The sequence below is a fragment of the Olivibacter sitiensis DSM 17696 genome, from assembly GCF_000427965.1.
Taxonomy (GTDB): domain Bacteria; phylum Bacteroidota; class Bacteroidia; order Sphingobacteriales; family Sphingobacteriaceae; genus Olivibacter; species Olivibacter sitiensis.
This window is the reverse complement of record NZ_ATZA01000033.1, coordinates 37,289-63,712: the sequence shown is the minus strand read 5'-3', so window position 1 is coordinate 63,712 and position 26,424 is coordinate 37,289. Positions and strand designations below refer to the sequence as shown.

Genomic DNA, 26,424 nt, shown 5'->3' with positions numbered 1-26,424 from the left:
GGCTTTTTTATCTAATGAAAATATTTACTGATAATCAGTAAGTTAAGTGAGTTTATTGCCTGTTTTTAAGTTTATCCGTTTGGTAGTGAAATTTTATATTACAGACACGATCAAAACGCAACAACCCTATTTGGTAGAACTTAGTTTCGTACCACGCAATAGGGCCGACATGTTGTTTCAAGGTAAGATATATATTACCCTAGATGGCAACTATGCCGTGCAAAAGGCCGTACTGACACTGGACGAAGCGGTGAACCTCAATTTCCTGCGCAATATGGAGGCAACGCTTTCCTTTGAGAAGGCGGAAGACGGCCGTTATCGCTTGTCGAACAGCACACTGGACATGGAATTTGCGCTCAGCAAAAATGGCAGTGGCCTTTATGGTCGTCGGGTGACGGATATCAATGACTACCTCATTAACCAGCCTCGTCCAGACAGCACATATCAGGGCCCTAAGCTAGAGCAAAAGAACCTGAAAATAGCCGATTCTGATGCTGCATGGGACCAGCTGCGTCCCATCCCTTTGGACAACCTGGAGGCGGACATATACAAAAATATCGACACCCTGCAACGCATTCCATCCTTCAGGCGGACAATGGACATTGCTACGCTCCTATTGGCGGGCTACAAGTCCTTTGACAAATTTGAAATAGGTCCTGTCAATACTTTTTATAGTTTCAACCCGGTAGAAGGTTTCAGACTTCGTGTAGGGGGACGCACTACGCCCAATCTCAGTAAACGGTTCTACATGGAGACCTATGCTGCTTATGGTTTCAGGGATCAAAAGTGGAAATATTTCCTTAGTGGCACCTATTCGTTCAACAACGAATCAGTCTATCACTTCCCTTTGCACTACATGCGAGTCAGCTATCAAAAGGACACGAAAATCCCTGGACAAGAGTTGCAATTCGTACAGGAAGACAACTTCCTCTTGTCTTTCAAGCGTGGGGACAACAACAGATGGCTCTATAACGAGACATACAAAGTAGAGTACATCAAGGAGTTTGAGAACCACTTCTCCTATCAGTTAGGCTTCTCTCGCTGGCAACAACAGGCTGCGGGGGTACTTGCCTTTCAACGGCAGACTGCAGAAGGTATAGAGAACATTCCTTATATCAACAATTCGGAAGCCAGTCTCGAATTGCGCTATGCGCCCAATGAAAAATTCTATCAAGGCAAGCTGTACCGTATTCCCATTATAAACAAATATCCTATCTTTACCTTACGATATGCAGCAGGCATAAAGGGTTTGTTCAACGGAGACCACGAGTATCACCACTTATCTGGAGCGATATCTAAACGTTCATACCTTTCACAGTTTGGCTATGTGGATTGGATGGTAGATGGCGGCTATATTTTTGGCAAGGAAATTCCTTTTGCGCTATTGTCTCTACCTAGGGCCAACCAAACTTATGCCTACCAGCTAAATTCATATAATATGATGAATTTTATGGAATTTGTAAGTGATAAATACGTGAATCTAAATATACAATACTATATGAACGGCTTTCTGTTCAATAAGATTCCGTTGTTTAGAAAGTTGAAATGGCGTGAAGTATTCAGTTTCAAGGCACTCTATGGTGGTTTGAGTGATAAGAACAATCCAAACATAAACGGCAACAATCTATTGTTTCCGACGAATAACCAAGGCCAGTCTATTTCCTATGTGATAGGAAATACACCTTATATGGAAGCGAGTGCGGGCGTAGCCAATATTTTCAAGTTATTGCGCGTGGACGCTGTGAGACGTCTTAACTACCTAGACTTGCCCAATAGCCCGAAATGGGGTGTTCGTTTTAGGGTGAAATTTGATTTTTAACAGATTATAGACAGAAAATGGTATTTGGCATTATAGCTGCAGGCGAAGGCAGCCGTCTCGCAAAGGAGGGCTTTACGCTTCCCAAACCCCTTGTTCCTTTGCAGGGGGAGAGCCTCATAGAAAGGCTGGTGAGGATATTTATGGATGAGCGGGCTGAAAGTATCTATGTAGTGATCAACAAACATAGTCCCAAACTGGAAAGAGTGCTCCGAAAGCTGAAGGTTCACGCGCCGATCCAGATTGTAAAGAAGGACACTGTGAGCTCGCTACATAGCCTTTGTGAACTTTTAGACGCGTTTCCGCACATCACCGAACTTTGTTTGACCACAACGGATACCGTTTTTGCTGAAATGGAGTTTCATAACCTGATAGAGGATTTTCAATCCGACAAATCAGTAGATGCCCTTATGGGCGTGACGTCTTTTGTAGATGACGAGTCGCCTCTCTATGTCCGTGTCAATGCGAATAGGGAGATATTGGGCTTTAGCGATCAAAGCAAGTCCTATTATGCACATGTTTCTGGAGGAATTTATTGCCTGAGAAGCAAGGCATTGAGCACAGCACAGCTCGCTATTAGCAAAAAAATGGAAAGAATGCGTAACTTTCAGCGCTTATTACTAGAACAGGGCTTACACGTAAAAGCCCATCCTTTTTCACAAATCGTAGACATCGATCATGTAAAGGACATAAAAGTAGCCGAAGCATTTCTGAACAAATTGAACAGAGCTTCCATTGCAAATAAAATATAAGTAGATAATGGAAATAATTGCCATTCCACGCAAAGACCTGTACTCACCAAATCATATTGGCAATGATAGGGCTGTATTTTCTTTGACCGTTAGTGCGCTTGAAAAGTTGGGACATCAAGTCTATCATTATGAAGAAGATGCTTTTTTGAGGATTTCTCCCATAAAGGCCATGCCGATCATCACCATGGCCAGGAGCAAGAAACTGCTGCAGCATCTGCAAAAAATCGAACGTACTGGCGTACCTGTCATCAATTCCGCTTTTGGAATAGAAAACTGCTACCGAGAAAACATGACGGTGCACCTGACAAGGAACGGCATTCCACATCCCAAGAGCATCGCAGTGGTGACCGATCAAAATGAAGAACAGGCTTTTGATCAATTGGAATCGAAAGGTTATTGGATCAAGCGAGGAGACTTCCACGCTATACATAAAGAAGACGTGTCCTTTGTAGCCCACAAACAGGAGGGCATAGAGCTGTTGCAGGAATTTCATAGGCGTAATATTGGGCGGGCGGTCATTTCAGAACATCTGCCGGGCGATCTGGTGAAATTCTATGGTGTAAAGGGTACGGATTTCTTTCATTGGTTTTACCCCTATGATGCCGAACATCAAAAGTTCCAGGAATATAAACTGATCAACGGAGCGTCAAGCCATTTTCAGTTCAACGCGGCAAAACTGCAAAAGACGGCGGAACGAGCCGCAGATGTACTAGGCGTACACATATATGGTGGCGATGCCATTGTAGATGCCTCCGGCGACTTCAAGCTGATTGACATGAATGACTGGCCTAGCTTTGCCCCTTGCAGGGAAAAGGCAGCACCCTATATTGCCCAAAGTATACATCATATATTGACTGCAAACCTACTTAAAGACCAATACGAAGTAAAAAATGCCTAAACTGACACTAGAACAAACCTTCAAATCCAACGATACAGAAGAAAAGATAGATATCTATTTTTATAGGCCCATAGGTTATCGTATTGCCCTCTTTTGCCAAAAAGTGGGATTGACGCCAAATGCGGTCACCATCATCAGCATATTTTTCGGTATAGGTGCAGGCGTATTGTTCTATCCCCAGTCGCTTTCACTGAACGTATTGGGTATGTTATTGCTGGTATTTGCCAACTCACTAGACAGTGCCGACGGGCAATTGGCCAGGCTTACCGATAATAAAAGTAGATTTGGCCGTATCTTGGATGGGTTTGCCGGGGATTTTTGGTTTGCATCCATTCACATTGCCATCTGCTTGAGAAGTATGGATCAAGGTTGGAGTGCCTGGATCTGGTTGTTTGGCATAGCCGCAGGTGTATCGCATGTGTTCCAATCGGCCATGGCAGATTACTATCGAAATGTACACTTGTTCTTCATCAAGGGAAAGATAGGGAGCGAGCTGGATAACACCACAGACCTAGCCGAAGATTATAAGAACACCAAAGGGGTATTTAAAAGATTTGTGGCCCGAGGCTATATGAACTATACGGCCTTGCAGGAGCGCTTATCTCCCAAGTTACAGTTATTTTTGTCAAAAGTAAAGTCGGTGTTTGGCCAGTCTACCCTGCCACAAGATCTGATCACCGATTTCAGGGTCATGAACAGGCCCTTGATGAAATATACAAACATTGTGCAATTCAATACCCGTGTCATCTTCCTATTTTTATGGCTATTCATCGATCAGGCATGGATTTATTTCTTTTTTGATCTATTGGTGTTGAACCCCATACTCATCTACATGTGCAGAGAGCAGGAAAAAGTGAGCAGTCATTTTTATGAGGCATTGACAAAAGGAAGGTACACTGAAGCTACGCATGAAGGCAAAACTGTATAAAGTACTTTTTTTTGCCATCGGTCTACTGACGTTGGGTTATATGACCCACAGTTTGGGCTGGGGCACAATCTCCAGCAGCGTCAAGCAGATAGGTTGGTGGTTTGTAGTCATTATAGGGAGTTGGCTATTGGTATATATCTGTAATGCCATTGCTTTTAATCAAGTCATCCACGAACCTAAGGATCCTAGTACCAAACTACCTTTCGGAAGTATTCTCTACGTTACCATTACAGGCTATATTATCAATTACATCACTCCGTTTATTGCCTTAGGCGGCGAGCCCTATCGCATCATGGAATTGAAGCCTAAGCTGGGCATCGAAAAAGCCAGTTCATCTGTATTGCTATACAGTCTGATGCACATGTTTTCCCATGTCGTATTCTGGTTGGTTTCCATTATCTTTTTGATAGCCATCGTAGACCTCAGCACCTATATGCACATAGTCTTCGTGGCTATATTCCTACTTGGTTTACTATTATGCTATTGGTTTGTGCTTATTTATCGCAATGGATTTACCCTTCAAAGCTTCAAATACCTCAAGAGGCTTCCTTGGGTGGGAAAAAAACTGGCTGCATTTGAAGAGGAGCATTTCGAAACGTTAAATAATATAGATGAGCAAATTAGGGCATTCTATGGAGATAGGAAAAAGCAATTCTATGCTTCCCTGTGGTGGGAATTTTTTGCACGCATCGTGAGCTGTGCCGAGATTTATTTCACCGCCAATGCCTTGTCTGCCGATATGAGCATATTGCAGGCCTTGCTGGTCAGCTCCGGTTCATCGCTTTTGGCTAATGCAGCCTTCTTCTTCCCCATGCAGCTAGGTGTGCGCGAAGGCGGGTTGGCATTGGCCCTGAAAAGTGTGGGATTTACGTCCGCCTTGGGATTATTGATAGGAGTTGTAGTTCGTATCCGCGAATTGGTATGGATAGGCATAGGTCTTCTCCTTATTGCTTTGAAACGTAGAAATAAAGATTTAACATATGATTAAAGGTATAATCATGGATTATGGCGGCACCATTGATACCAATGGTGTTCATTGGGCACATGTACTATGGAGCATGTACAAAAAAAACGAAATACCTGTCAGTAAGGAGCAGTTCTACACGGCCTACGTACATGGGGAAAGGACCTTGGCCACAAAACTGCTGGTCCTAGAGCACCATAATTTCTTTGATGTGCTCTACATCAAGGTGCGAGAGCAATTTGCCTTTCTAATTCAAAAGGGTCAAGAACTAGACAAGAGAAAGATCCTTCATATTGTGGAAGATTGCTATAGGCTGGTACTGGACACCATCAGAAAAACCGGTCCCGTCGTGGAGAGCCTTTCCAAACAGTATCCGATCGTTTTGGTATCCAATTTCTATGGCAATATAGATGAAGTACTCCGTGAATTTAAGCTATCGGATCTTTTTCTAGCAGTGGTCGAGTCGGCCAAGGCTGGGGTTCGTAAGCCCAATCCGGAGATATTTGCGCTGGGACTGACACAATTGGGCCTAGAAGGCGATGAATGCATTGTAGTCGGCGATTCCTATTCCAAGGATATGGCTCCGGCTATGTCCCTAGGCTGCCAAACCGCTTGGCTCAACGTGACTCCCTGGGAGCCTGAAACAGTCACCACGCCGGCAACCATAGAACTTGATGATCTAGCAGACCTTGCGAACTATATTGGTCAATGTAACGGCAAAACAGACTAGGCATCAAACACCGCCATCATTATTGTGGGGGATATACTACAGGTATGGACAATTTTTTGTTACTTTGCACGGACAACAAATTATTGTGAATGGCTTGGTTTAAACGAGAGCGTGCCGGTATCAGCACGGAAACACAAAATAAAAAAGAGGCTCCTGATGGGCTATGGAACAAATGCCCATCTTGCAAAAAACCTCTATTGAAATCAGAACAAATAGAAAGCAAATATGTCTGCCAATACTGCGGTTACCACATACGGATTGGTTCTGAAGCCTATTTTTCCATTCTTTTCGATGAAAACGAATACACGGAACTGTTTGCTAACCTTACCTCTGGAGATCCGCTCCATTTCGTAGATACAAAACCATACCCCGAGCGTATTGCAGAAAGCCACGCCAAAACTGGATTGAATGATGCTATCCGTTGCGCGCATGGTAAAATGGAAGGCAAAGAATTAGTCATAGCCTGTATGGACTTTACGTTTATAGGTGGGTCCATGGGCTCTGTGGTAGGAGAGAAAATTGCTCGATCTATTGATTACTGCATCAAAAATAAGCTTCCTTTTCTCCTTATTTCCAAATCTGGCGGCGCACGTATGATGGAAGCGGCATTCTCATTGATGCAAATGGCCAAGACATCGGCCAAGCTTGCCCTACTTAGCGAAGCAAAATTGCCTTATGTATCGCTCCTTACGGATCCCACCACTGGTGGAGTCACCGCTTCTTATGCGATGCTGGGAGATATCAACATCAGTGAACCTGGCTCCTTAATTGGTTTTGCGGGTCCAAGGGTCATCAAGGAAACGATTAAAAAGGATTTGCCTAAAGGTTTTCAAACGGCCGAATTTGTACTGGAACACGGCTTCTTGGACTTTATCGTAGATAGGAGACAAATGAAACATAAAATAAGTACTTTTCTTAAACATGTTAGTTAATGATTAAATCATCAATGACTAACCTTTTCTTACCAGTGAGTACATGGATGCTAGCTCAGTAAAAAAGGGTTGCTTTTCTTTTGAAAAGCAACCCTTTTTTACTGACACAAAGTCTATATTGTATCAGGTGTGGAATCTTCGGAACGCACATGTGTCCTTTTATGGGGGCGCTCCGTAAAGCTGTCCTTGCTATCAATGACATCCTGAATCAATGCCGGATCGTCATTCTTTTTGTCTTCTTCCTTTTTCTTATTCTCAGGACTTAGCGCCTTTTTCTGTGCTTCGTCCTTCGCATATTTCACTTGATCACTCATGTTTTTACCCTCCTTCTAATGTTTTTCAATTGATGATGTACTTAAGCAACATCTCTGAAGGCAAAAAGTTTGCTTTGCTGGGATCAGACCTTCTCTAGGCAGAGCTCTTTCAATTTTGAGACGACCACATCTATCTCTTCCTTTGTATTGCTTCTACTGAACGAGAAACGTACGGATGGTCTATTTTTATCTATCCCCATGGCATGCAGCACATGCGAACCTATGTTTGAACCGGAACTACAGGCGCTGCCTCCAGAGGCAGAAATCCCCGCTATATCCAAGTTGAACAGCAACATATCCGCCATTTCCATCTCTGGAAACGAGACATTCAAAACCGTGTACAAACTATGGTCTGGATCTTGCTCCCCATTGATGCTGATGCCCGGAATGGATTGAAGCAGCTCATGGCGCATATAGTCTTTCAACCCTTGAATATGTTTCCTGTGCTCATCCATATGGGCATAGGCGAGCTCAAGCGCCTTTGCCAAGCCCACTATCCCGTACACATTTTCCGTACCACCACGCATATTGCGCTCTTGTGCACCGCCGTAGATAAGGGGGTTGATCTTATACTGATGATTGACATATAAAAATCCTACACCTTTAGGCCCATGGAACTTATGGGCAGCACCTGTGGCAAAAGCAACATTCAATGCGCTAAAATCATGTACAAAGTGCCCCATTGTCTGTACGGTATCGCTATGGAAAATAGCATCATATTTCCTGCAAATTTCTGATATAAGTGCAATATCCGTCAAAGTGCCTACTTCATTATTGGCATGCATCAACGAAACAAAAGTGCGATCATTATTCTTCAACAAATCTTCTAGCTGCTCAACATCTATATGGCCTTTATCATCTACATCAAGCAAGCTCAGCTTGATATGCCCGTCATCCTGGAGCTTTTCTAAGGTATGTAAAACCGCATGATGTTCTAACGGTGAGCTGATAGCATGTGTAATGCCATAGTCAAGCACACCACGCCTTATTGCCATATTATCTGCTTCAGTGCCTCCAGAAGTAAAGAAAATCTCCGCGGGAGATACATTCAAAAGGGACGCCACTTTTTTACGGGCCTGTTCAACAAGGGTTCGTACCTTTCTTCCATCCGCATGGATGGAGCTTGGATTTCCATAATGCTCTTGCATCACTAGTACCATCTCGGCAAGGACAGTGGGATCTATCGACGTAGTGGCCGCATTATCTAGATATATTCGCATGATTCCGATTAAAAAAACAAAATTAAAAAGATAAAGCCGAAAGACCAAAGCTGAGAGACTAAAGCTTGGTACGGGCATAATATTTTACATCCCGATAATAAACCAATGACCAATCAATCAATAATCGCCCTGATCTCCAAAATAATCCGTTCGGCTAAATCGTCGGCTTTTTCTTGGCTGGTTGCTTCGGTATATACCCTGATAATCGGCTCTGTATTTGATTTCCTCAAGTGCACCCACGAATCCTTAAAATCGATTTTCAATCCGTCTATATTACTATGCGGCACGTGGACATATTTTTCTTCCATTTTGCTCAAAAGCCCATCGATATCCAACGTTGGCGTCAGATTGATCTTGTTCTTGGACATGAAATAAGCTGGGTAAGTTTTTTTTAGCTCAGAGATGGAAACTCCCCTTTTTGCCAAAAGTGTCAGGAATACGCCGATACCGGCTAGGGCATCTCGTCCATAGTGTGTGGCAGGATAGATAACGCCTCCGTTTCCTTCTCCCCCTATCACGGCATTTACCTCTTTCATCTTGGCTACTACATTTACCTCTCCTACTGCGGCAGCGAAATATTGCCCGCCATGCTTTTCGGTCACATCCCGCAATGCCCTTGTCGATGACAGGTTGGACACCGTGTTGCCTCCACCTGTTTGTTCCAATACATAGTCTGCCACTGCCACTAAGGTATATTCCTCTCCAAAGAGCTCTCCGTTTTCCATCATGAAGCACAACCTATCTACATCTGGATCTACGGCAATGCCCAAAGAAGCCCCTTGCTCCACAACCGCCTTTGCCAAGTCGGTCAGGTTTTCTGCCAAAGGCTCCGGATTGTGCTGAAAGTTGCCAGTAGGTTCGCAATGAATCTTATGAATGACGTTTACGCCCAATGCTTCCAATAGGGCGGGCACAAATATTCCTCCACTGGAATTGACCGCGTCTACGACAATGGAAAAATCCGCAGCAGCAATAGCTGCTGCATCAACGGTATCAAGGTCCAGCACCTCGTCAATGTGTTTCTGCAGATAGCTATTATCCTCCACCCATGTCCCCAAACCATGGATATCCGCAAAGTCAAAATCCATCTCCTCGGCCAATGCCAGTACAGCTTTCCCATCTGCATCACTGATGAACTCACCCGTATCGTTGAGCAATTTCAAGGCATTCCACTGTGCCGGGTTGTGGCTTGCCGTTAGGATGATCCCTCCAGCGGCCTTTTCCATGGGCACCGCCAATTCCACGGTGGGCGTAGTAGACAGCCCCAAATCGACCACCTCTATTCCCAGCGCCTGCAAGGTAGAAACTACCAGACGGAGTATCATGGGACCAGATAGACGGGCATCTCTGCCCACTACAATTTTTTTTATGCCTGTCCTTTCGGTGACAATGTGCCCATAGGCAGCGGAAAACTTCACGACATCTAACGGGCTGAGCCCCTCTCCTATTTTTCCTCCTATCGTTCCCCGTATTCCGGATATGCTTTTTATGAGTGTCATCTTATATACTTTTGGTTGGTAAAAGTATAAATTTTCTGTTAATGCACAGCTCCGCAAACGTTTGACCAATTTTCAATAAAACACAAATGATTGGTTGAAATTGCTAAAAGCAAAAAACATCCTATTCATGTGCGGTTCCATGAGGCCGTTAAGGAACAAATATTTTTCGAATGAAATATTTCGGCCAATAAACGTATCTTTGGACGCATTATCCATGACAGACCTATAACTGATACTATATTTGTCGACAAAATGATAGAGCAATTAAAAGATTTAGATGAGTTAGTTTTCTTGGCCATCAACCAAGGTGCTTCAAACCTAGTGTTTGACTGGCTAATGCCCATTTTACGCAATAAGTACACTTGGACTCCTGTCTATTTGTTCATTATTATATTCACTATACGTCATTTCAAGCTACGTGGGGCAGCCATGATACTCTGCTTAATAGTTACCGTAGGACTTGCCGATTTCATTTCTGCATCTGTATTAAAGCCCATTTTCAAACGAGTACGGCCATGTAATGAACTTACATTGCAGGAGGAAATAGTACCTAGAGTGCGTTGCGGAGCAGGTTATAGTATGCCCTCCTCACATGCCAGCAATCACTTCGCCATTGCCGTATTCCTGAGCATGGTTTTCCGGCGATCATGGAAATACATTTCTTATTTGGCATATACATGGGCAAGCCTTATCTGCCTTGCACAAATCTACGTGGGTGTCCATTATCCGTTTGATATTATATGTGGTGCCCTACTTGGAAGCGTTATAGGCTATTGGATGGCCAGGCTGTTTATTAAATGGCAACCGCGTATTTCCAAACACCAAGTGGAGACCATAAGATGATTTTTCTGACAATAGCGGTATTATTTACCTCTGCGTTTGTTGGGGGACTAGGTGTTTTCTTGTTTCGAAAGGACAGTACCGAGCTCTTGAAGCTCTTACTTTCATTCAGCGGCTCCTATCTGTTTGCCATCACTATTATCCATCTTATTCCGGATATCTATGACCACAGCAGTAGCGATCCCCACATCATAGGGATATACGTGTTGGGAGGTTTTCTTTTTCAGTTGTTTTTAGAACGTTTTTCTGAAGGAGTGGAGCATGGCCATATGCATCCCCACGAGCACCATCACGAGGCCGCATTTCCCATTGGGGTGATGGTGAGTCTTTGCCTCCATGCGTTCCTGGAAGGCATGCCATTGGCAAAAGACAGCCAGGGTCAATTGTTGTTTGGCATTGCTTTGCACCATATTCCAGCAGCCTTTGCTCTCTGTAGCTTGTTAATGCAGGCCGCACTAAGCAAGGCCAAAATAGTAACGTATCTGGCCATATTCGTCCTGATGTCGCCATTGGGTTTCTTGTTCAGCCTCTTTATCAGTTCTAGCCAGTTGTGGCAAATCGAACAATACTATGATAGGATCATGGCCGTAGTAGTGGGTATTTTCCTGCATATCTCCACCACGATATTGTTTGAATCTTCTTCTGCCAATCACCAGCATTTCAATCGTAAGAAGATGATAGTTATTCTCATTGGTATGGGAATCGCCCTACTGAGTTTGGCTTTCTAGCCCCTCAATTTGTCCAGCAAATAATTGAGTTGGAGGCATTCTTCATCTGTCAGGTTATTGTCCAAAACGGAATGGACAGACATTAAAGGGTCGAGCTTTTCCAATAAGGCTAAGCCCTTATCGGTAATGCATATATCTACTGCCCGCCTATCACTGGGGCATACCTTCCTAGATACCAATTGCTTTTCTACCAGGCGGTCTATGATGCGGGATACATCGGACATATGGTCCAAAAGCCTTTCTTTGATGAGATTCACCGTAGCTGGACTGGGGTACTGCCCCCTTAATATACGCAATATATTATACTGCTGTAGCGTTACTTTTTGCTTGCTCAAAGGCACTTTCAGTAGCCCATTTACATAATTGCTTGTATAGACAATATTCAGTACTGCCTTGTGGTAGTCGTTCTCAAATTTATCTGTCTTCAAGACTTCTTCTATTTTCATCATTGTTCTTATCCTAAGCAAAAACCAAAATTAAAAATTAAAAATCATAAAAGTAAGAGACCAATTATTAGGCCATATGCAATAGTTTAACCGGATGAATCTTTAGCCTTTGATGAAATTATCTACTTTGTGACAGTCATTCCTTATTGTTATCTAACAAATTTTGCACTCCGCTTCTATCTTGCAGCTCTTCGATTCAATGTCTTTTCTTCGTTTGGGGCGAAAGTAGCGCAAAAATCGCCATCCCTTATACTTAGATAGGTTAACAAACAAAACGCTGATAAGGATGATAAGCAATCCACCAAATTGCAATAAAGAGATGTGCTCCTCAGCAAATGCTGCTCCCAAGATAATGGCCACCACAGGATTGACGTAGGCAAATGTACTCACCTGCGTAACAGGTCGTACACTTAATAGCCACACGTAGGCGCTAAAGGCAATGACGGAGCCAAATATGGCAAGATAGAAAATAGCCATCCAAGAAAGGCCCGTAACCTGCCTCCATTCCACAAGCGCGAACTCGCCATTGAAGATACTGTAAACAAGGAACACCGTACTGGCCGCCAGCATCTGCCATGTAATGTTAGCGGCAGGAGCCAAAGTCGTGGGATGATGCTTGGCATATAGCGAGCCAGCCGAGAAGGCAATGGTACCACCTATCACCAAGAACATTCCTCCCATATGAAAATCTGCGGTGCCAGACGTAAATATTGAGCTTAACTGCCCGCCGAAAAGCATCAGTACTCCCAAAAACCCCAGTACTAAGCCAACCAAGGTCAATTTATTCTTGAAATTTGAACGCCAGTTCTTGCTGTCCATCACCACGAAAGATAGAGGCTGTGACGACCAGAGTATCGCAACTACGGCGCTCGGCAGCACCTTTTCACCCAGCACTACCGCCCCGTTTCCGCAGAACAGCAATAAAACACCTATGATGAAAGCATTTATCAGACTTCTTGCTTCAAATAAGCGCTCCCCTTTGACTAAGCACCATCCCAACATCATCAGGCTTGCAAAACCAAAACGTAAAAATGCCAACATATACGGCGGAAAGCTTTCCAGTGCCAGCTTAATGAAGAAATAGGTTGACCCCCATACAATATATATAATTGCAAAGGCAACTAAAACAAGCATTGAATTGGGACGACCATGAGCAGGTAGATTCATAGCTATTTATTTTGAGGTATTACCATTTGTTGTTGCTCCTTTACCGTTTCCAAGACAATAGTCGTTCGGGTACTAAGGATATGAGGCAGCTTGCTGATACTATTCCGCATGATATGCATCAGTGAAGTGGTATCATAAGTACGAATTTTCAGCAAATAACAATCATCACCCGCCAGTTGGTGTATTTCCTGTATTTCCGGGACATCCGAAAGTATAGTAGCCGTTACTTTATAGTCATTGGCCGGCGAGACTTTCAAAAATACAAAAGCCAGCATATTCTGATTAAGAGCAACGGGGTTGATACGTGTATGATAATGCAGAATGACGTTTTTCTGCTCCAACTTCTTTACTCGTTCTAGCATGCCAGAGGGCACCATACCCAGCTCACGAGCCAGTTCCGCATTGCTTATACGAGCATTCTCCTGCAACAGCCGGAGAATCTCTAAATCTATCTTATCAAGCATAATTTCATTAATTATATCCATGATACAAATCTAATAAAAAAGAATTAAATACAAATTATTAACAATAAAAACGAATATAAGTCATATATAACAACAAATTGTAGAATATAAATCACATACACAATGAAAATCATGACATCAAGAATGCAATCTAGGCTAGGAAAAATATTGCTTCACAAACGAAGCTCACGTGGTCAGCAAGAAAACATGCCTATATTTATCGAGATTAGGAGCATATTCCAAACGATCAGTAAATCCACAAGATGAAAATAGTGATAGCATTACTTTCCACGATTATATTACAGAGTCTCTGCCATATAGCAGGGGCACAAAGCATGTTCCTGGACGTAAACAATCTGCCAAAAGGCACAAGAAAAGATACGGTATTCCAAATAAGCGACTCGGAAAATGAGCTCGAATTGCCCATCACCATTATAAAGGGCGTAAAAGCGGGCCCTACATTTGGTATTACGGCAGGGATACATGGCTTTGAATACCCACCCATTGTGGCGGTTCAAGAGTTGCTTGCCGAAATTGACCCCCACCCATTGAGCGGCACGCTTATCATCGTACCCGTTGCCAATACGCCAGGATTCTTTGGAAGGGCCGTTTTTGTCAATCCACAGGATGGAAAAAACCTGAACAGAGCTTTTCCAGGCGACCCCAATGGAAGCATCACCCAGCGACTCGCAGATTTTATCACCAGAGCGGTCATTCCTCCTTGCGACGTTTTTCTGGACGTCCATGGTGGCGACGCCAATGAAGACCTATTGCCTTTTGTATGCTATTATGACCGCAAAGATACGCCAGCACAAACCCAACTGGCCCGCGAACTCACGCAAGTGGCAGGCTTCGCACACAATGTAGTTTATGATTACAATCTTAGCCCATTGCAGCAGGCTGAATATGCCTTTAAGCAGGCTGCTAAGCAAGGCATTACGGCCCTTAGCATAGAAGCAGGCAAGCTGGGGAATGTACAGGCAGAGGCTGTACGGGAAATTAAAAAGGGCATCTACAACATGCTCCATAGGATGGACATGTATGCGGCATCCCCCTCCCCGAGCACGCCTGCCAAACAGCTATGGATAAACAAACAGAGCTATGTCAGAGCGCCAACAAAAGGCATTTTTTATAGCGATGCAAAGAGTGGAGATACTATTTCCAAGGGACAAACAATAGGATATATAACTAATTTGTTCGGAACTAAAATGACGGACATTATATCACCTGAAACGGGCATAATATTGTATAAAGTAGGTACGCCAGCAATCAACCGTGACGAAACGTTATTCTGTATTGGCCATGAATAGGCTTTGCCATAAAATCTTGATAGATATAGAACCAGAAAAGTCAATACAAATGGAGAGCCATTCCCATTTGTATTGACTTTATAATACCATTTTAGACAGAACAAGCTTAACCGAACTTATTTTTCAGCGCAGCCAATTTCAGGGCCATATCATTTTCCTGAGACTTATTGTTGCGGGGCTTACGGTCGTTTGGCCTAGGGTTTTGATGCCTTTCTTTCTTATTGGTGGCAGCTGGTGCAACGCTTTCCTTCATGCTTAGGGATATCCTGTTGCGCTTTTCGTCCACTTCAATGACGGTTACCTCCACAGGTTGGTGTACCTTGACGATATCGTTGGCATCCTTGACGAAACGATTGGCCAGCTCGCTCAGATGCACCAAACCATCTTGATGCACCCCAATATCCACAAAGGCACCGAAATTGGTAATATTGGTCACGATACCCGGCAGCTTCATCCCCACTTTTAGGTCACTCACACTGTTCACCCCCTCCGTGAAGCTAAACTGTTCAAACTTTTCTCTGGGATCTAGCCCCGGCTTGGCCAGTTCGGCCAAAATATCATTCAAGGTAGGAAGGCCTACCTCCTCGTTCACATAAGACTGCAAAGGAATCTGTTTTCTTAGCTTTTCCTCTTTCAACAAGCTAGCCACCCCTACTCCCAAATCTCCGGCCATACGTTCTACCAATGGATAGCGTTCGGGATGCACGGCACTGGCGTCCAGAGGATGCTCGGCGCCTCTAATGCGGAGAAAACCAGCTGCTTGCTCAAAGGCCTTTTCGCCCAGGCGGGGTACCTTTTTCAGATCGGCCCTTTTTTTGAAGGCGCCATGCTGATTACGATATTCCACGATGGCATTTGCCAGGGCAGGCCCAAGTCCGGAGACATAGGACAATAGTTGCTTGGAAGCCGTATTCAGCTCCACACCCACGGCATTCACGCAGCTGATCACCGTATTGGAAAGGGATTCCAGCAGCTTGTTTTGGTCCACATCGTGCTGGTACTGTCCCACACCGATAGATTTTGGATCTATCTTCACCAGCTCGGCCAATGGGTCCATCAGTCTCCTGCCTATGGATACGGCTCCCCTTACGGTGACATCATAATCAGGAAATTCATCCCTGGCCACTTCGGAAGCCGAGTAAACGGAAGCTCCGCTTTCATTGACCATCACAATAACAACGTCTGGAAGTTGCATTTTACGCACAAAGCTCTCTGTTTCGCGCCCTGCGGTTCCGTTGCCAATGGCTATGGACTGAATATCGTATTGCTGTACGAGATGCCTTAGGGTTTTTTCGGCTTCTGCTACCCTACTACCGCCCGTATGTGGGTAGATCGTGGTATTTTCCAACAAATCGCCTTGCTCATTGAGGCATACCACCTTGCATCCCGTACGGAAGCCCGGGTCGATAGCCATCACTCGTTTACTGCCCAGGGGAGCAGCAAGCAACAGTTGCCTGGCATTTTCGGCAAATACCCTTATGGCCTCTTCGTCGGCTTTTTTCCTGCTGGACAAGCGTACCTCCGTCTCCATAGACGATTTCAGCAACCGCTTATAGCTGTCCTGAACGGCCATTTTCACCTGCTCGGAAGCCGCCGTGGCAGCCGTAACGAACTGGCGTTCCATCAACGACACGATATCGTCATCCGGCACCTCTACGTCGAGATAGAGCAACTGCTCCTTTTCCCCTCTGCGCATGGCCAATATACGATGGGAAGCAGCAGATTTCAGTGGTTCTTTCCACTCGTAATAATCTTTATATTTGATGGCCTCTTCTTCTTTGCCCGATACCACGCGAGACACAAAAGTACCTTGTTCCTCAAAAACCTTTCTCACCTTCGCTCGGAGTTCTGCATCTTCGGCCACTTGCTCGGCGATGATATCCCTTGCTCCTGCCAAGACTTCGTCTATGGTGTTTACCCCCAGCTCCCCGTTCAAATAAGCTTCGGCCCAAAGGCCAATGTCGCCTATCTCCTGTGCCAATAACTTGCTAGCCAGCGGTTCCAGTCCTTTCTCCTTTGCTACACTGGCGCGGGTTTTTCTTTTGGGTTTATAGGGTAGATAAAGGTCTTCCAGCACGGTCATGCTCTCCGCCCCTTCTATTCTCTGTTGCAGCTCTGGAGTCAGTTTGCCCATTTCCGTCAAGGATTTCAATATGGCTTCCCGACGTTTGTCCAAATCACGCAATTGCGTCATCCGATCACGGATGGCAGCCACTTGCACTTCGTCCAAGCTTCCCGTGAGTTCTTTTCGATATCGGGAAATAAACGGAACGGTAGCACCTTCATCCAGCAGGGCAACCGTAGCCTTCACCTGCTTTACTCCTACCGACAACTCCTGGGCAATCTTCAATTCATGTTCTAGCATAACGATTCAAATACTCTACTCGCAAGCGTTCTCGCGTTCGATGTTCAATTTCAAAAAAATTAGCATGCGAAAATGCTGCTAATACCTCACTTATGCAAGTTTGTTGAAAAACACTTTGTGTTATGCAGGATAGCAGGAATTAAATTATGCTTCATTGTTGCTTTGCCTAGCGGCTTTCAGCACGGGATGTTCTTCCTTTTGGGTATTTTTCGGAGTACCGTGTCCACTATCGTAATCGGGTTGGCGGTATCCTCCATCACTGAAATCTTCTTTTATTTCGGGAGCTGTCCCCTCCTCACTTAGGTGCTCATCATCCGTTTTCACCGCATCCTGATCGGTGGGTGTTGGGAATTCATTACTTGGATGGTAACTTTCCAGTTTCTTTGGTGGTTCGTCGAGGTCTACCTTCAAATCTTTGCCGTAATTGTTGATCTGGTCATTAATGTCCTGTTTGATCGATTCGGAAGCATCTTTAAACTCGCGAATCCCCCTGCCGAGTCCACGGGCCAATTCGGGCAATTTCTTCCCCCCAAACAATAAAAGTGCTGCACCTATGATCAGGATCATTTCCTGGGTGCCTATATTCAAAAACAACAATATTGAGCCTAACATCTTGACATTCCTTAACTACTTCTCATCTGGAACGCATATGCGCCCCATTTATTCTTCAAAGCTATTAATTTTTATCCAAAATAAAGATTAGAATTCTATAACGTGGCTATTTGATGATGAATTTTGGTGGATTATTAAGGGTATACCAAACCAGCCTTTGCATCAGATTGTATAAAGAAGTTTCATCGGCTTTGTTCCATTGGGACATTAACTGCTTTGCTTTTAAGGTCAATATTGTTAAATTTGTTATTTCTAGTTTGAATGAATCAGATTAGGAGGAGGCTTTATCATGAGAATAACCATTGAAATAGATAGCAATAGCGAACTGGAAAAATTGTCTGCTCTATTTAAGGCATTTAAGATAAACACGGTTAAAGTCATACCACCTAGTGATTTGGACATTGCTATTCCTCTAAGCAAAGGAAACAAAAAAATTGACCCCCAAGGATTATTCGGCATTTGGGCAAGCAGTCCGAGGTCATTGGAGAGTATTCGTAAAGACGCTTGGCAGCGGAACCAACCTATCGGATAATATATGGTTCTATGCGATACAAATATTTTAATCTATGCCTTTAACGGGCGACAGGAAACGATACTCCAGTTACAGGAAATCGGTTTAGAACAAATTGTACTTTCGGTAATCACTGTCATGGAACTTTATCAAGGGATGGCTAATAAGGCCGAATTGACCCAGATGAAAAAGAAGATTAAGTATTATGATGTCGTAGAAATCGATATTGCAACGTCTAGGCTTGCAACAGAACTGATAGAAAAATTCAGACTAAGTCACGGCCTGCAAATACCAGATCCTATCATCGGAGCTACAGCTGTCGTTCACCAAATTCCGCTTTATACCTACAACACCAAGGATTTCAGTTTCATGCCTGACATTAAATTGATTTAAGACCCAACTGGCATAGATATCGAACGTTTCTTTCCGTGTACGCCCACTCATCTTTATCCGTATTGTTCGATGCCTATTTGATATTGGGAACAAAATCCAATTGATGTGGACAATAAAGCGGATAAGACGACAAAAATCCGTTTTGCCTACATTTTGGACATAGCGTTCTTTTCTCAAAGTGCCAAAAAACCACAAACGAAGACCTTAGCTGAACTAGCGAAAGCTATTGTGTGCTTTGGGCAATATAATACAACAGTCAATTACTGCAATTGTCGTACACCCAATAACTAAGAGCTGCCTGCCCAATCAACTAAAATCCCTACCTTTGCCAGCTCCTATAAAACTGAGTGGAATTTGTGAAAACCATTTTTGCCAAATACAAGCCCTACTATTGGAGTAGCCTGGTGGTTGCTGCACCTGTCGTCATTTCCCAACTTGGCCATACCTTGGTACAAACAGCAGATAGCATCGTAGTGGGACAATTTGCCGGTACTATTCCCTTGGCAGCGGTTTCCTTGGTGCATAGTGTTTTCATGATCGTATTGGTGCTAGGCCTTGGCATAGCCTATGGCATCACCCCTTTAGTGGCACAGGAAAATGGCCGAAAGAATTATATTGAATGTGCCAAGCTGCTCAGCAACAGCATAGCCATCAACGCACTTACGGGAATCGCCTTGTTTCTTTTGGTCTATTTTGGTTCCATGGCCGTTATCGATCATTTGGGACAGAGCCCAGCAGTGGTAAAAGAGGCGAAACCCTATTTATTGATTCTGAGTCTATCTATATTTCCCCTGATGATCTTCAGTGCCTTCAAGCAATTTGCCGAAGGGCTCGGCTTCACCAGACAAGCCATGAACATTACCATTTGGGGCAATGTACTGAATATCATACTGGCTATTGTCTTCGTCAAGGGGATGTTTGGCATCCCTCCCATGGGCGTGCGTGGCGTGGGCTATGCAACATTGATAGACCGTATATTGATGTCCCTTGCTATGGGGATTTACCTATTCAAGGCACCTATCTTCAAGCAGTACATACAGGGCTTTTCATGGCTGTTCATCGAAAGCGGACGGGCCATCAAGCTATTGAGAATAGGGGCTCCTGTAGCTATGCAATATGTATTTGAAATAGGAGCATTTGCTACGGCAGCCATATTGGCCGGTACTTTTGGTGCCGAGGCACAGGCAGCACACCAAGTGGCCATACAGCTGGCTTCGTCCACCTATATGATGGCCAGCGGCGTAGCGGCAGCGGCCACCATCCGCGTAGGTACCAGCTATGGCAAGAAAAACAGCTACAGACTTAAAATGTATGCTTCCAGCAGCTATCATATCATTATCCTATTCATGAGCTTTACGGCACTGGTCTTCATCCTGTTCAACAATTTCTTACCACACATATTTACGCAAGACAAAGCGGTAGTGGCCATTGCTTCACAACTCTTGTTACTGGCGGGAATTTTCCAATTGTTTGATGGGACACAGGTTGTTGGACTAGGCATATTACGTGGCGTTAGCGATGTCAACGTGCCCACTTTTATAGCATTTGTCAGCTATTGGGTCATTGGCATTCCAGTGGCCTATATCCTTAGCAAATATACATCGTTGGGGCTTATTGGCATTTGGTACGGCCTCACCATTGGGCTCATGTTTTCATCTGTATTGCTATTCTTCAGATACAGAAGAAAAACCAATAACTAGCTTAGGAAACCAGCAAATACTGCCCAGGAAAAACAAGGAGCTTAAATCTCCCGATTCGGGTCCCAAGCTTCTAAATAGTCGGCTACCTTTCTAATAAACATTCCCCCAAGGGCGCCATCTACCACGCGATGGTCATAGGACATGGACAGAAACATCATATGCCGAACACCAATAAGATCTCCTTGCGGCGTTTCAATTACCGCAGGCTTCTTCTTGATGGCACCTACGGCCATTATTGCCACCTGAGGTTGGTTGATAATGGGAGTGCCCATGACATTTCCAAACGAACCTATATTCGTAAGCGTAAACGTACCATCCTGCACATCACTAGGATCAAGTTTGTTTCCTCTGGCTTTTTTGGCTAAGTGATTAACGGATTTTGCCAGACCTAATAAATTCAGCTGATCCGCGTTCTTTATAACAGGTACTATTAAATTACCGCTAGGAAGTGCGGTAGCCATCCCTATATTGATATGCTTCTTTTTAATAATATTGTTTCCGTCTACGGAGATATTGATCATAGGGAAAGCCTTCAAAGCCCGCGCTATCGCTTCTATGAAAATAGGCGTAAAAGTAATCTTTTCGTTTTCCCTTTTTTCAAAGGCAGCTTTTACCTTGTTGCGCCACTCTACGATATTGGTAACGTCGGCTTCAACAAAAGAACATACATGTGGTGAGGTCTGCACACTTTTCACCATATGATCCGCTATCAACCTACGCATCCTATCCATCACGATAATTTCGTCATCGCCACTGATAGATCTCGTGGTATAAGTTTCACTGTGCAATTTGTCGGGAACACTATCGGAAGCGTCCTTTTGGAAAGAAGGACTTTGTTCTATAGGCGTTGGCCTTGTTTGGGCAGCGGGACTCCCTTTCTTGCCCTCTACGTAAGCCAATACATCTTGTTTGGTCACCCTTCCGTCCAAGCCAGATCCTTCTATATTGTCCAATTCGGACATACTCAAGCCCTCCTTTTCGGCTATTGTCTTTACCAAGGGAGAATAAAACCTATCCGAACTGCCCGTGCTTTCCCTGCTTACTTCTTGTACATCGTCATTGGTTGGAAGTTGGTCGAGACCTGGAATTGTTTCCGAAGATCCCTCGGTCTCCGTAGCCATAGGCAATGGCTCTGAAGAAACATTGTCTACTGCCTGCTCTTCAGCTTCGCCTTCCCCATCTTCTTGAATGATAGCGATTACATCGCCCACCTGGGCCACTTGATCTGCTTGAAATCGCTGTTCTAACAGGACGCCGGAAACAGGAGAAGGCACCTCGGAGTCCACCTTATCTGTGGCAATCTCTACAATGATATCGTCAACAGCTACTCGGTCTCCTGGCTGTTTCAACCATTTAATAATGGTAGCTTCAGAAACACTTTCGCCCATGCTAGGCAACAAAAGATTATAACTCATTTATCCTTAAGCATTAAACAAACCAGCAAAGCTGGTCCCATGTAAAATCTCCTCAAAATGCCCCCTGCAGATGAGAAGCAGAAGAGCTCAAAACCGATCAAACATAGCCATTATAGATACTTTATGCAAAGTAAGCGGGCAAAGAAGTTATTCACTTATGGCTATTTATCAACATCCCACTAAGTCTCAAAACTTTATTTTTTCCACATCGTTATTTAAAGTTGAAGTCTGGGAACAGGCGTCTTTTAACAGATTGATGAGCGCAGCATGTCCCATAAGCAACGAAAGGAATCGTTGCCGTAAAAACGAGTCATCACAAACTCTTTTGAAGAATATACTTTAATTAATTTAGTGCTGTTTTGTCGCAGGCATTGATGGGTCTATTTCTTCTTTGAGCAACAAATATAAATGGAGCATTGCCTGCGCGGACGCCCGTTCTATATTTGTTTCCCGCACTTTGCTCAACTGCAGCTTTTTGGTTACCACTTTCTGCTTGCCGGCAATACCAATCCAAACCGTACCAACTGGCTTTTCCTCGGTACCACCTCCTGGCCCCGCAATACCCGTAGTTGCCACGGCATAGTCGGTAGCAAAGCGTTGTTTGGCACCGGTAGCCATGGCCACGACAGTCTCTTGGCTTACGGCACCGTACTGGTCCAGTACTTCCGAAGGAACGCCCAGTACATCCATTTTCAACTCATTGCTATAGCTCACAACTCCTCCCCGATAAACAGAGCTGCTCCCTGCTATTTTTGTAATGAGGTGGGCCACATATCCACCGGTACAACTTTCTGCGGTACTCAACATCAGCTTGTTTTCGTCCAGCAGACGAATGATGTGTTCCTCCAACGTGGCATCGCCTTCTCCAACCACATATGGTTGCACCAATGCCTGCAGCTGCTTTTGGTAAATTTCCATTTCATCGCGCAGCTTGATTTCATCCTCGCCTTTTGCAGTGAGTCGCAGGCGTACCTGCCCATATTTGGGCAAATAGGCCAAATGAATATGGCTAGGCAGCCGGTCTTCCAATGGGCGTAACTTTTCGGCCAGAAAAGACTCGCCAATACCTGCGGTCAAAATTGTCTGGTGAATAATTGGTCGGATACCTGGCAAATGGGCAAGCATGGGCAATACTTCATTCGTCATCAAGTACATCATCTCCATGGGAACCCCGGGCAAGAAAAAGTAATAAGTAGGATCGTCTCGCACCAACATCCCCGGAGCGGTGCCAACTGCGTTGAATAGCACCTCTGCCTTTCGCAACACATCTGCTTGCCTCTTGTTACTTTCGAGCATAGGTCTTTTCAAACGTTCGAAAAACTGGGTCACGTGGGCCAAAACTCGATCGTCCCTATATAAATCCGACTGAAAATAGGATGCCAGGGTCTGCTTGGTCACATCATCCTTCGTAGGACCAAGGCCACCCGTACAAATAACTACTTGCACTCCCCTTTCCTTGGCATCGGACAATGCCTTTGTGATAGCCTCTCCAGCGTCGGCCACAGAAACAATTTGTCCAACCTCTATACCTATATTGTTCAGTTGCTGAGCCATCCAAGCCGAATTGGTATCTACGATTTGACCTATTAATATTTCGTCTCCTATAGTGATGATTTCGAGGTTCATTGTCGGATTTTTTATTTTAGATATGAGACTGGTAGGTTTAAGGTCCAGGGATTAAGGTGTAAGGATCACTAAACGATATTAACTTAAAAACTGTTATAATAATCATTCCGTTTGTTGAGCTTCAAATCCTGCAAGATGGAAGCTTTCACCTTTATATTGAAGGTATAGCTCCTATACATACCAAATGGAATCCAGCTGAACGACATGTCCCAACAATGCAAATCACGGTATATGCTCAACTGTGTTAGGCTAATCTTTTTCTGAATGAAGTCATAACCGCTATTATATTGTACCTTCCATTTTGGAGTGACATTCAGATCTCCATTGATATTGATGGTACTCGTATAGTTGGCATTCAACCCGGATTTGCTGTACTGAAAATTGAATGAAGCAGCGACGTTCCAGGGGATATTGAAGTCCACAAAGGCGTTGGGGTCAGAACTGATCCTGCTCAGCTCCTGCTGCTGTTCGGGCGTCATATTGGGTCGTTGCTGGTCCAACTCGTTCAAATTGTCGTTTCTGCTTTGCGCTGCCTTTGGATTGAAGCTAAAGCTGGTAGAGATCCCAAAATTGGTCAGTCGAGCAAGGCTTCCGTCTTTGATAGCAAATCGATTCACCCGCCTTCCCGTAGCTGGGTCTATGCTATAAGGGTCGAATGTACCATTAAAGTTGAGTCCAAGTTTTTGATCAAAGAGAGCAGTACGGCCAGACATCGAAATATTAGAGAGCTTGAAAGAGTCGGCCACCATATTGTAATTGCCCGAAAAAGTCAAGCCCTGCAAAATGGGGATTTTCTTGAAGGCATTTGCCGTGTCACTTTTCGTTCTTACTTTTGCCTCTACATTATTATCTACACTAAAACCTATGCCAAAAGATCTGCCAGCACCTGGCCCACCATAGACTGCCCCCTCAAAGATAGAATACTTTTGTTCGACACCAGAAGCATCTATATAATTGCGATAAAACCCATACTTCGGATCCGAGAAATCTGGACGGTAGTTGAGGTTGACAGAGGGGGTGATCACATGGCGTATGGCTGCCACTTTCCCTTTGTTAAATTGGCCCATGCTGTATACTTTTGTGGAAAAACCACTCGACATGGAATAGTCATATGCCCTATTAAAGCCTCGTACCGTATCTGTTCTCATCTCAAACCCACCAGGCGTGTTTTCCCTCCACCTGCGCACCGATTGCAGATACCACCTTTCGGTATAGTTGACACTGGTATTGAATTGAAAATATTGCATTACGTTCAGTGACAGATTGATCGGAATATTTTGCTGAATACCGTTTTGGAATTTCTGTAATGATCCTGATTTAAAAAGTTCGCTCTCGGTCGTATTAATGGTATTGGATCCCTGCATACTATAGCCCATATTGATACGCTGATACCACTTCTGCTCACCTACCCTATCCTTTGAATCAAAGGGATTAAAGGAGGTAGCATTAAGGGCAAAAGTAGGTAACTGTAGATATAGGGTACCCGAGCTGATATCCTGTCTATGGCTAAAACTCGATGTGAAATTGAGTTTCCCATCGGCAAACACCTTGCCATAGGCAATACTTGAATTCATGTTCCTCCGCGAGATCTGCTCATAGTTATACGACCCACCGGCAGCCGTATTCTGGAAGTATGATCCCGTACCCACATTGACCGATGCCGTGAAAGAAGTCCCCGGGTTGGCCTCTTGTCGTTGAGAATGGTTCCAGGTAATGTTAAAGTCCTTATTGGTCGTATAGTTGGCCGACCCTTCCACACCATTGTTGGTAGAGGCGTATCGCAGGGTGAAACCACCATCATATTTATAGTTCTTTTTGTAACGCACCCTCGTATTGGCCTCCCACGAGCCTTTTGTATACCAAGTGCCTCGCACCTCGGTATCCCAATAATCATTGATGGCAAAGTACCATCCTCCGTCTCTTGCGAAAAAACCACGTGTATAATCTTCGCCGAAAGAAGGAAACAAAAATCCGGAGGATCGTTTGTTTGTCTTGGGGAAAAAGCCGAAGGGCAACTGCGGGAAAGGCACCGGCACGTTTTCAAACTCAATGTACGATGGACCAGCTACCACCAATTTGTCTGTCACGATGGCCCTACTGATTCGGAAGCCGAAGTGCGTATGTGGATACGGCAGGTTGCAGGTACTATAGAATCCATGTCTGATGGACTGCTCGCCATACTCGTTTCGCTTCACCTCTTCGGCTTGCATAGACGAGCCATCCATCTCGGTAAAGACGTTGAATGTCCGTCCTTTTCTCGACTCGAAATTATAATATACCGAATCGACACTTATGGGGGCTTCTGCACCGTCCTTGAATATTGGTCGGCCTCGATATTTTCCGTTATGGTCCACAAGGCCACTCGCAAAAAGCAAATTCTTGTCGTAATCGACCATAATATAATCTGCCGTTAGCTCAAAACTTTCGTATTTCACCTTGGCGTTACCGTAGAAGTAGGCTATGTTGTTCTTTTTATCCATCCTGTTGGAATCGTCGGCCATCGCCTGCACCATCGCTGTGATACCAGTAGAGGTACTATCTCTAGCCACTGCCCTTCGTGGAGGAGGGACAGTATCTTGCCTATTCTTCAAAATATCTACCGAGTCGCCCACAATGAGTTGCTGCGCCATGGAGACATTTGCGAAGAAAAAAACAGAAAAAAATAAAATATAATTAAAAAAAACAGTAAGCGACTTCAAATTGAGTTGTGAATATTATTTTTGCATCTGTATTGTTTTTTTATGCGCCCCAAAATTAGTGAAAAAACCGTCACCAAAAGTAGGGCTTTTTAAAA

Annotated in this window: 24 protein-coding genes; 13 read left to right on the top strand and 11 right to left on the bottom strand. The window is 44.3% G+C overall.

Annotated features, from left to right (window positions below; genetic code table 11):
* The first annotated feature begins 46 nt into the window (after positions 1-46).
* From A37S_RS24985 to accD, 7 genes are all read left to right on the top strand, one after another.
* The gene (locus A37S_RS24985) at positions 47-1,819 is read left to right on the top strand and encodes a DUF5686 family protein (RefSeq protein ID WP_169719515.1); all 1,773 of its coding nucleotides are present in this window, start codon (positions 47-49) and stop codon (positions 1,817-1,819) included.
* A gap of 17 nt (positions 1,820-1,836) precedes the next feature.
* Complete coding sequence (locus A37S_RS0116060) at positions 1,837-2,568, top strand: sugar phosphate nucleotidyltransferase (RefSeq protein ID WP_028297873.1); 732 nt, start codon at positions 1,837-1,839, stop codon at positions 2,566-2,568.
* Between the two features lie 7 nt (positions 2,569-2,575).
* Positions 2,576-3,466 carry an ATP-grasp domain-containing protein gene (locus A37S_RS0116055; protein ID WP_028297872.1) on the top strand — a complete coding sequence of 297 codons (891 nt, stop codon included), beginning with the start codon at positions 2,576-2,578 and terminating at the stop codon, positions 3,464-3,466.
* The gene (locus tag A37S_RS24980) at positions 3,459-4,394 is read left to right on the top strand and encodes a CDP-alcohol phosphatidyltransferase family protein (RefSeq protein WP_051293234.1); all 936 of its coding nucleotides are present in this window, start codon (positions 3,459-3,461) and stop codon (positions 4,392-4,394) included. Before A37S_RS0116055 ends, A37S_RS24980 begins: the two co-directional genes overlap by 8 nt.
* On the top strand, positions 4,375-5,382 hold the full coding sequence (locus A37S_RS0116045; RefSeq protein ID WP_028297871.1) for a lysylphosphatidylglycerol synthase domain-containing protein: 1,008 nt from the start codon (positions 4,375-4,377) through the stop codon (positions 5,380-5,382). The genes A37S_RS24980 and A37S_RS0116045 overlap by 20 nt, the downstream gene beginning before the upstream one ends.
* The gene (locus A37S_RS0116040; RefSeq protein WP_028297870.1) at positions 5,375-6,088 is read left to right on the top strand and encodes an HAD family hydrolase; all 714 of its coding nucleotides are present in this window, start codon (positions 5,375-5,377) and stop codon (positions 6,086-6,088) included. The genes A37S_RS0116045 and A37S_RS0116040 overlap by 8 nt, the downstream gene beginning before the upstream one ends.
* An 89-nt stretch (positions 6,089-6,177) precedes the next feature.
* Entirely contained in the window at positions 6,178-7,020 is an 843-nt protein-coding gene (accD, locus tag A37S_RS0116035; RefSeq protein WP_028297869.1) for an acetyl-CoA carboxylase, carboxyltransferase subunit beta, read from the top strand.
* A gap of 113 nt (positions 7,021-7,133) precedes the next feature.
* On the opposite strand, the gene A37S_RS0116030 is transcribed toward accD, so the two are convergent.
* The 3 genes from A37S_RS0116030 to glmM form a co-directional block, all read right to left on the bottom strand.
* On the bottom strand, positions 7,134-7,334 hold the full coding sequence (locus tag A37S_RS0116030; RefSeq protein WP_028297868.1) for a hypothetical protein: 201 nt from the start codon (positions 7,332-7,334) through the stop codon (positions 7,134-7,136).
* A gap of 83 nt (positions 7,335-7,417) precedes the next feature.
* Positions 7,418-8,554, bottom strand: a complete 1,137-nt coding sequence (locus tag A37S_RS0116025) for a cysteine desulfurase family protein (protein WP_028297867.1) — start codon at positions 8,552-8,554, stop codon at positions 7,418-7,420.
* 113 nt (positions 8,555-8,667) lie between these two features.
* Positions 8,668-10,053 (bottom strand): phosphoglucosamine mutase, encoded by a 1,386-nt coding sequence (gene glmM, locus A37S_RS0116020; protein ID WP_028297866.1) that lies wholly within the window; start codon positions 10,051-10,053, stop codon positions 8,668-8,670.
* Positions 10,054-10,305: 252 nt separating this feature from the next.
* On the opposite strand from glmM, the gene A37S_RS0116010 reads away from it, so the two are divergent.
* Together A37S_RS0116010 and A37S_RS0116005 are read left to right on the top strand one after the other, a co-directional pair.
* On the top strand, positions 10,306-10,896 hold the full coding sequence (locus A37S_RS0116010) for a phosphatase PAP2 family protein (RefSeq protein WP_028297865.1): 591 nt from the start codon (positions 10,306-10,308) through the stop codon (positions 10,894-10,896).
* Entirely contained in the window at positions 10,893-11,621 is a 729-nt protein-coding gene (locus tag A37S_RS0116005; protein WP_028297864.1) for a ZIP family metal transporter, read from the top strand. Before A37S_RS0116010 ends, A37S_RS0116005 begins: the two co-directional genes overlap by 4 nt.
* Here A37S_RS0116005 and A37S_RS0116000 read toward each other — a convergent pair.
* The 3 genes from A37S_RS0116000 to A37S_RS0115990 all read right to left on the bottom strand — a co-directional run bounded on the left by A37S_RS0116000 (position 11,618) and on the right by A37S_RS0115990 (position 13,719).
* Complete coding sequence (locus A37S_RS0116000; RefSeq protein ID WP_342663604.1) at positions 11,618-12,070, bottom strand: MarR family winged helix-turn-helix transcriptional regulator; 453 nt, start codon at positions 12,068-12,070, stop codon at positions 11,618-11,620. The two genes, A37S_RS0116005 and A37S_RS0116000, sit on opposite strands and share 4 nt — an antisense overlap.
* 150 nt (positions 12,071-12,220) lie before the next feature.
* Positions 12,221-13,234, bottom strand: a complete 1,014-nt coding sequence (locus tag A37S_RS24975; RefSeq protein ID WP_084163939.1) for an EamA family transporter — start codon at positions 13,232-13,234, stop codon at positions 12,221-12,223.
* Positions 13,235-13,236: 2 nt separating this feature from the next.
* Positions 13,237-13,719 carry an Lrp/AsnC family transcriptional regulator gene (locus A37S_RS0115990; RefSeq protein ID WP_028297862.1) on the bottom strand — a complete coding sequence of 161 codons (483 nt, stop codon included), beginning with the start codon at positions 13,717-13,719 and terminating at the stop codon, positions 13,237-13,239.
* Positions 13,720-13,961: 242 nt separating this feature from the next.
* On the opposite strand from A37S_RS0115990, the gene A37S_RS0115985 reads away from it, so the two are divergent.
* Positions 13,962-15,008: a succinylglutamate desuccinylase/aspartoacylase family protein gene (locus A37S_RS0115985; protein ID WP_028297861.1), complete on the top strand. Its 1,047-nt coding sequence runs from the start codon at positions 13,962-13,964 to the stop codon at positions 15,006-15,008.
* Positions 15,009-15,114: 106 nt separating this feature from the next.
* Here A37S_RS0115985 and A37S_RS0115980 read toward each other — a convergent pair whose 3' ends face one another.
* Both A37S_RS0115980 and A37S_RS28160 read right to left on the bottom strand, forming a co-directional pair.
* Complete coding sequence (locus A37S_RS0115980; protein ID WP_028297860.1) at positions 15,115-17,373, bottom strand: Tex family protein; 2,259 nt, start codon at positions 17,371-17,373, stop codon at positions 15,115-15,117.
* A gap of 144 nt (positions 17,374-17,517) precedes the next feature.
* Entirely contained in the window at positions 17,518-17,985 is a 468-nt protein-coding gene (locus A37S_RS28160) for a Sec-independent protein translocase subunit TatA/TatB (protein WP_084163938.1), read from the bottom strand.
* A gap of 289 nt (positions 17,986-18,274) precedes the next feature.
* Here A37S_RS28160 and A37S_RS0115970 point away from each other — a divergent pair, with 289 nt between their 5' ends.
* The 3 genes from A37S_RS0115970 (at position 18,275) to A37S_RS0115960 (ending at position 20,589) form a co-directional block, all read left to right on the top strand.
* Positions 18,275-18,517, top strand: a complete 243-nt coding sequence (locus A37S_RS0115970; RefSeq protein WP_028297859.1) for a hypothetical protein — start codon at positions 18,275-18,277, stop codon at positions 18,515-18,517.
* A gap of 3 nt (positions 18,518-18,520) precedes the next feature.
* Positions 18,521-18,889, top strand: coding sequence for a type II toxin-antitoxin system VapC family toxin (locus tag A37S_RS0115965; RefSeq protein WP_028297858.1), 369 nt, complete (start codon positions 18,521-18,523; stop codon positions 18,887-18,889).
* Between the two features lie 356 nt (positions 18,890-19,245).
* Entirely contained in the window at positions 19,246-20,589 is a 1,344-nt protein-coding gene (locus A37S_RS0115960) for an MATE family efflux transporter (protein ID WP_028297857.1), read from the top strand.
* 41 nt (positions 20,590-20,630) lie between these two features.
* On the opposite strand, the gene A37S_RS0115955 is transcribed toward A37S_RS0115960, so the two are convergent.
* The 3 genes from A37S_RS0115955 to A37S_RS0115945 form a co-directional block, all read right to left on the bottom strand.
* Positions 20,631-22,004 (bottom strand): dihydrolipoamide acetyltransferase family protein, encoded by a 1,374-nt coding sequence (locus A37S_RS0115955; RefSeq protein WP_028297856.1) that lies wholly within the window; start codon positions 22,002-22,004, stop codon positions 20,631-20,633.
* Between the two features lie 348 nt (positions 22,005-22,352).
* On the bottom strand, positions 22,353-23,630 hold the full coding sequence (locus A37S_RS0115950; RefSeq protein WP_028297855.1) for a competence/damage-inducible protein A: 1,278 nt from the start codon (positions 23,628-23,630) through the stop codon (positions 22,353-22,355).
* 83 nt (positions 23,631-23,713) lie between these two features.
* On the bottom strand, positions 23,714-26,260 hold the full coding sequence (locus tag A37S_RS0115945) for a putative LPS assembly protein LptD (RefSeq protein WP_245586407.1): 2,547 nt from the start codon (positions 26,258-26,260) through the stop codon (positions 23,714-23,716).
* Positions 26,261-26,424: the final 164 nt, after the last annotated feature.

Coding starts and splice junctions, on each gene's coding strand:
- A37S_RS0116060 (WP_028297873.1), top strand. CDS start 1,837: ATGGTATTTGGCATTATAGCTGCAGGCGAAGGCAGCCGTCTCGCAAAG.
- A37S_RS0116055 (WP_028297872.1), top strand. CDS start 2,576: ATGGAAATAATTGCCATTCCACGCAAAGACCTGTACTCACCAAATCAT.
- A37S_RS24980 (WP_051293234.1), top strand. CDS start 3,459: ATGCCTAAACTGACACTAGAACAAACCTTCAAATCCAACGATACAGAA.
- A37S_RS0116045 (WP_028297871.1), top strand. CDS start 4,375: ATGAAGGCAAAACTGTATAAAGTACTTTTTTTTGCCATCGGTCTACTG.
- A37S_RS0116040 (WP_028297870.1), top strand. CDS start 5,375: ATGATTAAAGGTATAATCATGGATTATGGCGGCACCATTGATACCAAT.
- accD (WP_028297869.1), top strand. CDS start 6,178: ATGGCTTGGTTTAAACGAGAGCGTGCCGGTATCAGCACGGAAACACAA.
- A37S_RS0116030 (WP_028297868.1), bottom strand. CDS start 7,334: ATGAGTGATCAAGTGAAATATGCGAAGGACGAAGCACAGAAAAAGGCG.
- A37S_RS0116025 (WP_028297867.1), bottom strand. CDS start 8,554: ATGCGAATATATCTAGATAATGCGGCCACTACGTCGATAGATCCCACT.
- glmM (WP_028297866.1), bottom strand. CDS start 10,053: ATGACACTCATAAAAAGCATATCCGGAATACGGGGAACGATAGGAGGA.
- A37S_RS0116010 (WP_028297865.1), top strand. CDS start 10,306: ATGATAGAGCAATTAAAAGATTTAGATGAGTTAGTTTTCTTGGCCATC.
- A37S_RS0116005 (WP_028297864.1), top strand. CDS start 10,893: ATGATTTTTCTGACAATAGCGGTATTATTTACCTCTGCGTTTGTTGGG.
- A37S_RS0116000 (WP_342663604.1), bottom strand. CDS start 12,070: ATGATGAAAATAGAAGAAGTCTTGAAGACAGATAAATTTGAGAACGAC.
- A37S_RS24975 (WP_084163939.1), bottom strand. CDS start 13,234: ATGAATCTACCTGCTCATGGTCGTCCCAATTCAATGCTTGTTTTAGTT.
- A37S_RS0115990 (WP_028297862.1), bottom strand. CDS start 13,719: ATGGATATAATTAATGAAATTATGCTTGATAAGATAGATTTAGAGATT.
- A37S_RS0115985 (WP_028297861.1), top strand. CDS start 13,962: ATGAAAATAGTGATAGCATTACTTTCCACGATTATATTACAGAGTCTC.
- A37S_RS0115980 (WP_028297860.1), bottom strand. CDS start 17,373: ATGCTAGAACATGAATTGAAGATTGCCCAGGAGTTGTCGGTAGGAGTA.
- A37S_RS28160 (WP_084163938.1), bottom strand. CDS start 17,985: ATGTTAGGCTCAATATTGTTGTTTTTGAATATAGGCACCCAGGAAATG.
- A37S_RS0115970 (WP_028297859.1), top strand. CDS start 18,275: ATGAGAATAACCATTGAAATAGATAGCAATAGCGAACTGGAAAAATTG.
- A37S_RS0115965 (WP_028297858.1), top strand. CDS start 18,521: ATGGTTCTATGCGATACAAATATTTTAATCTATGCCTTTAACGGGCGA.
- A37S_RS0115955 (WP_028297856.1), bottom strand. CDS start 22,004: ATGAGTTATAATCTTTTGTTGCCTAGCATGGGCGAAAGTGTTTCTGAA.
- A37S_RS0115950 (WP_028297855.1), bottom strand. CDS start 23,630: ATGAACCTCGAAATCATCACTATAGGAGACGAAATATTAATAGGTCAA.
- A37S_RS0115945 (WP_245586407.1), bottom strand. CDS start 26,260: ATGGCGCAGCAACTCATTGTGGGCGACTCGGTAGATATTTTGAAGAAT.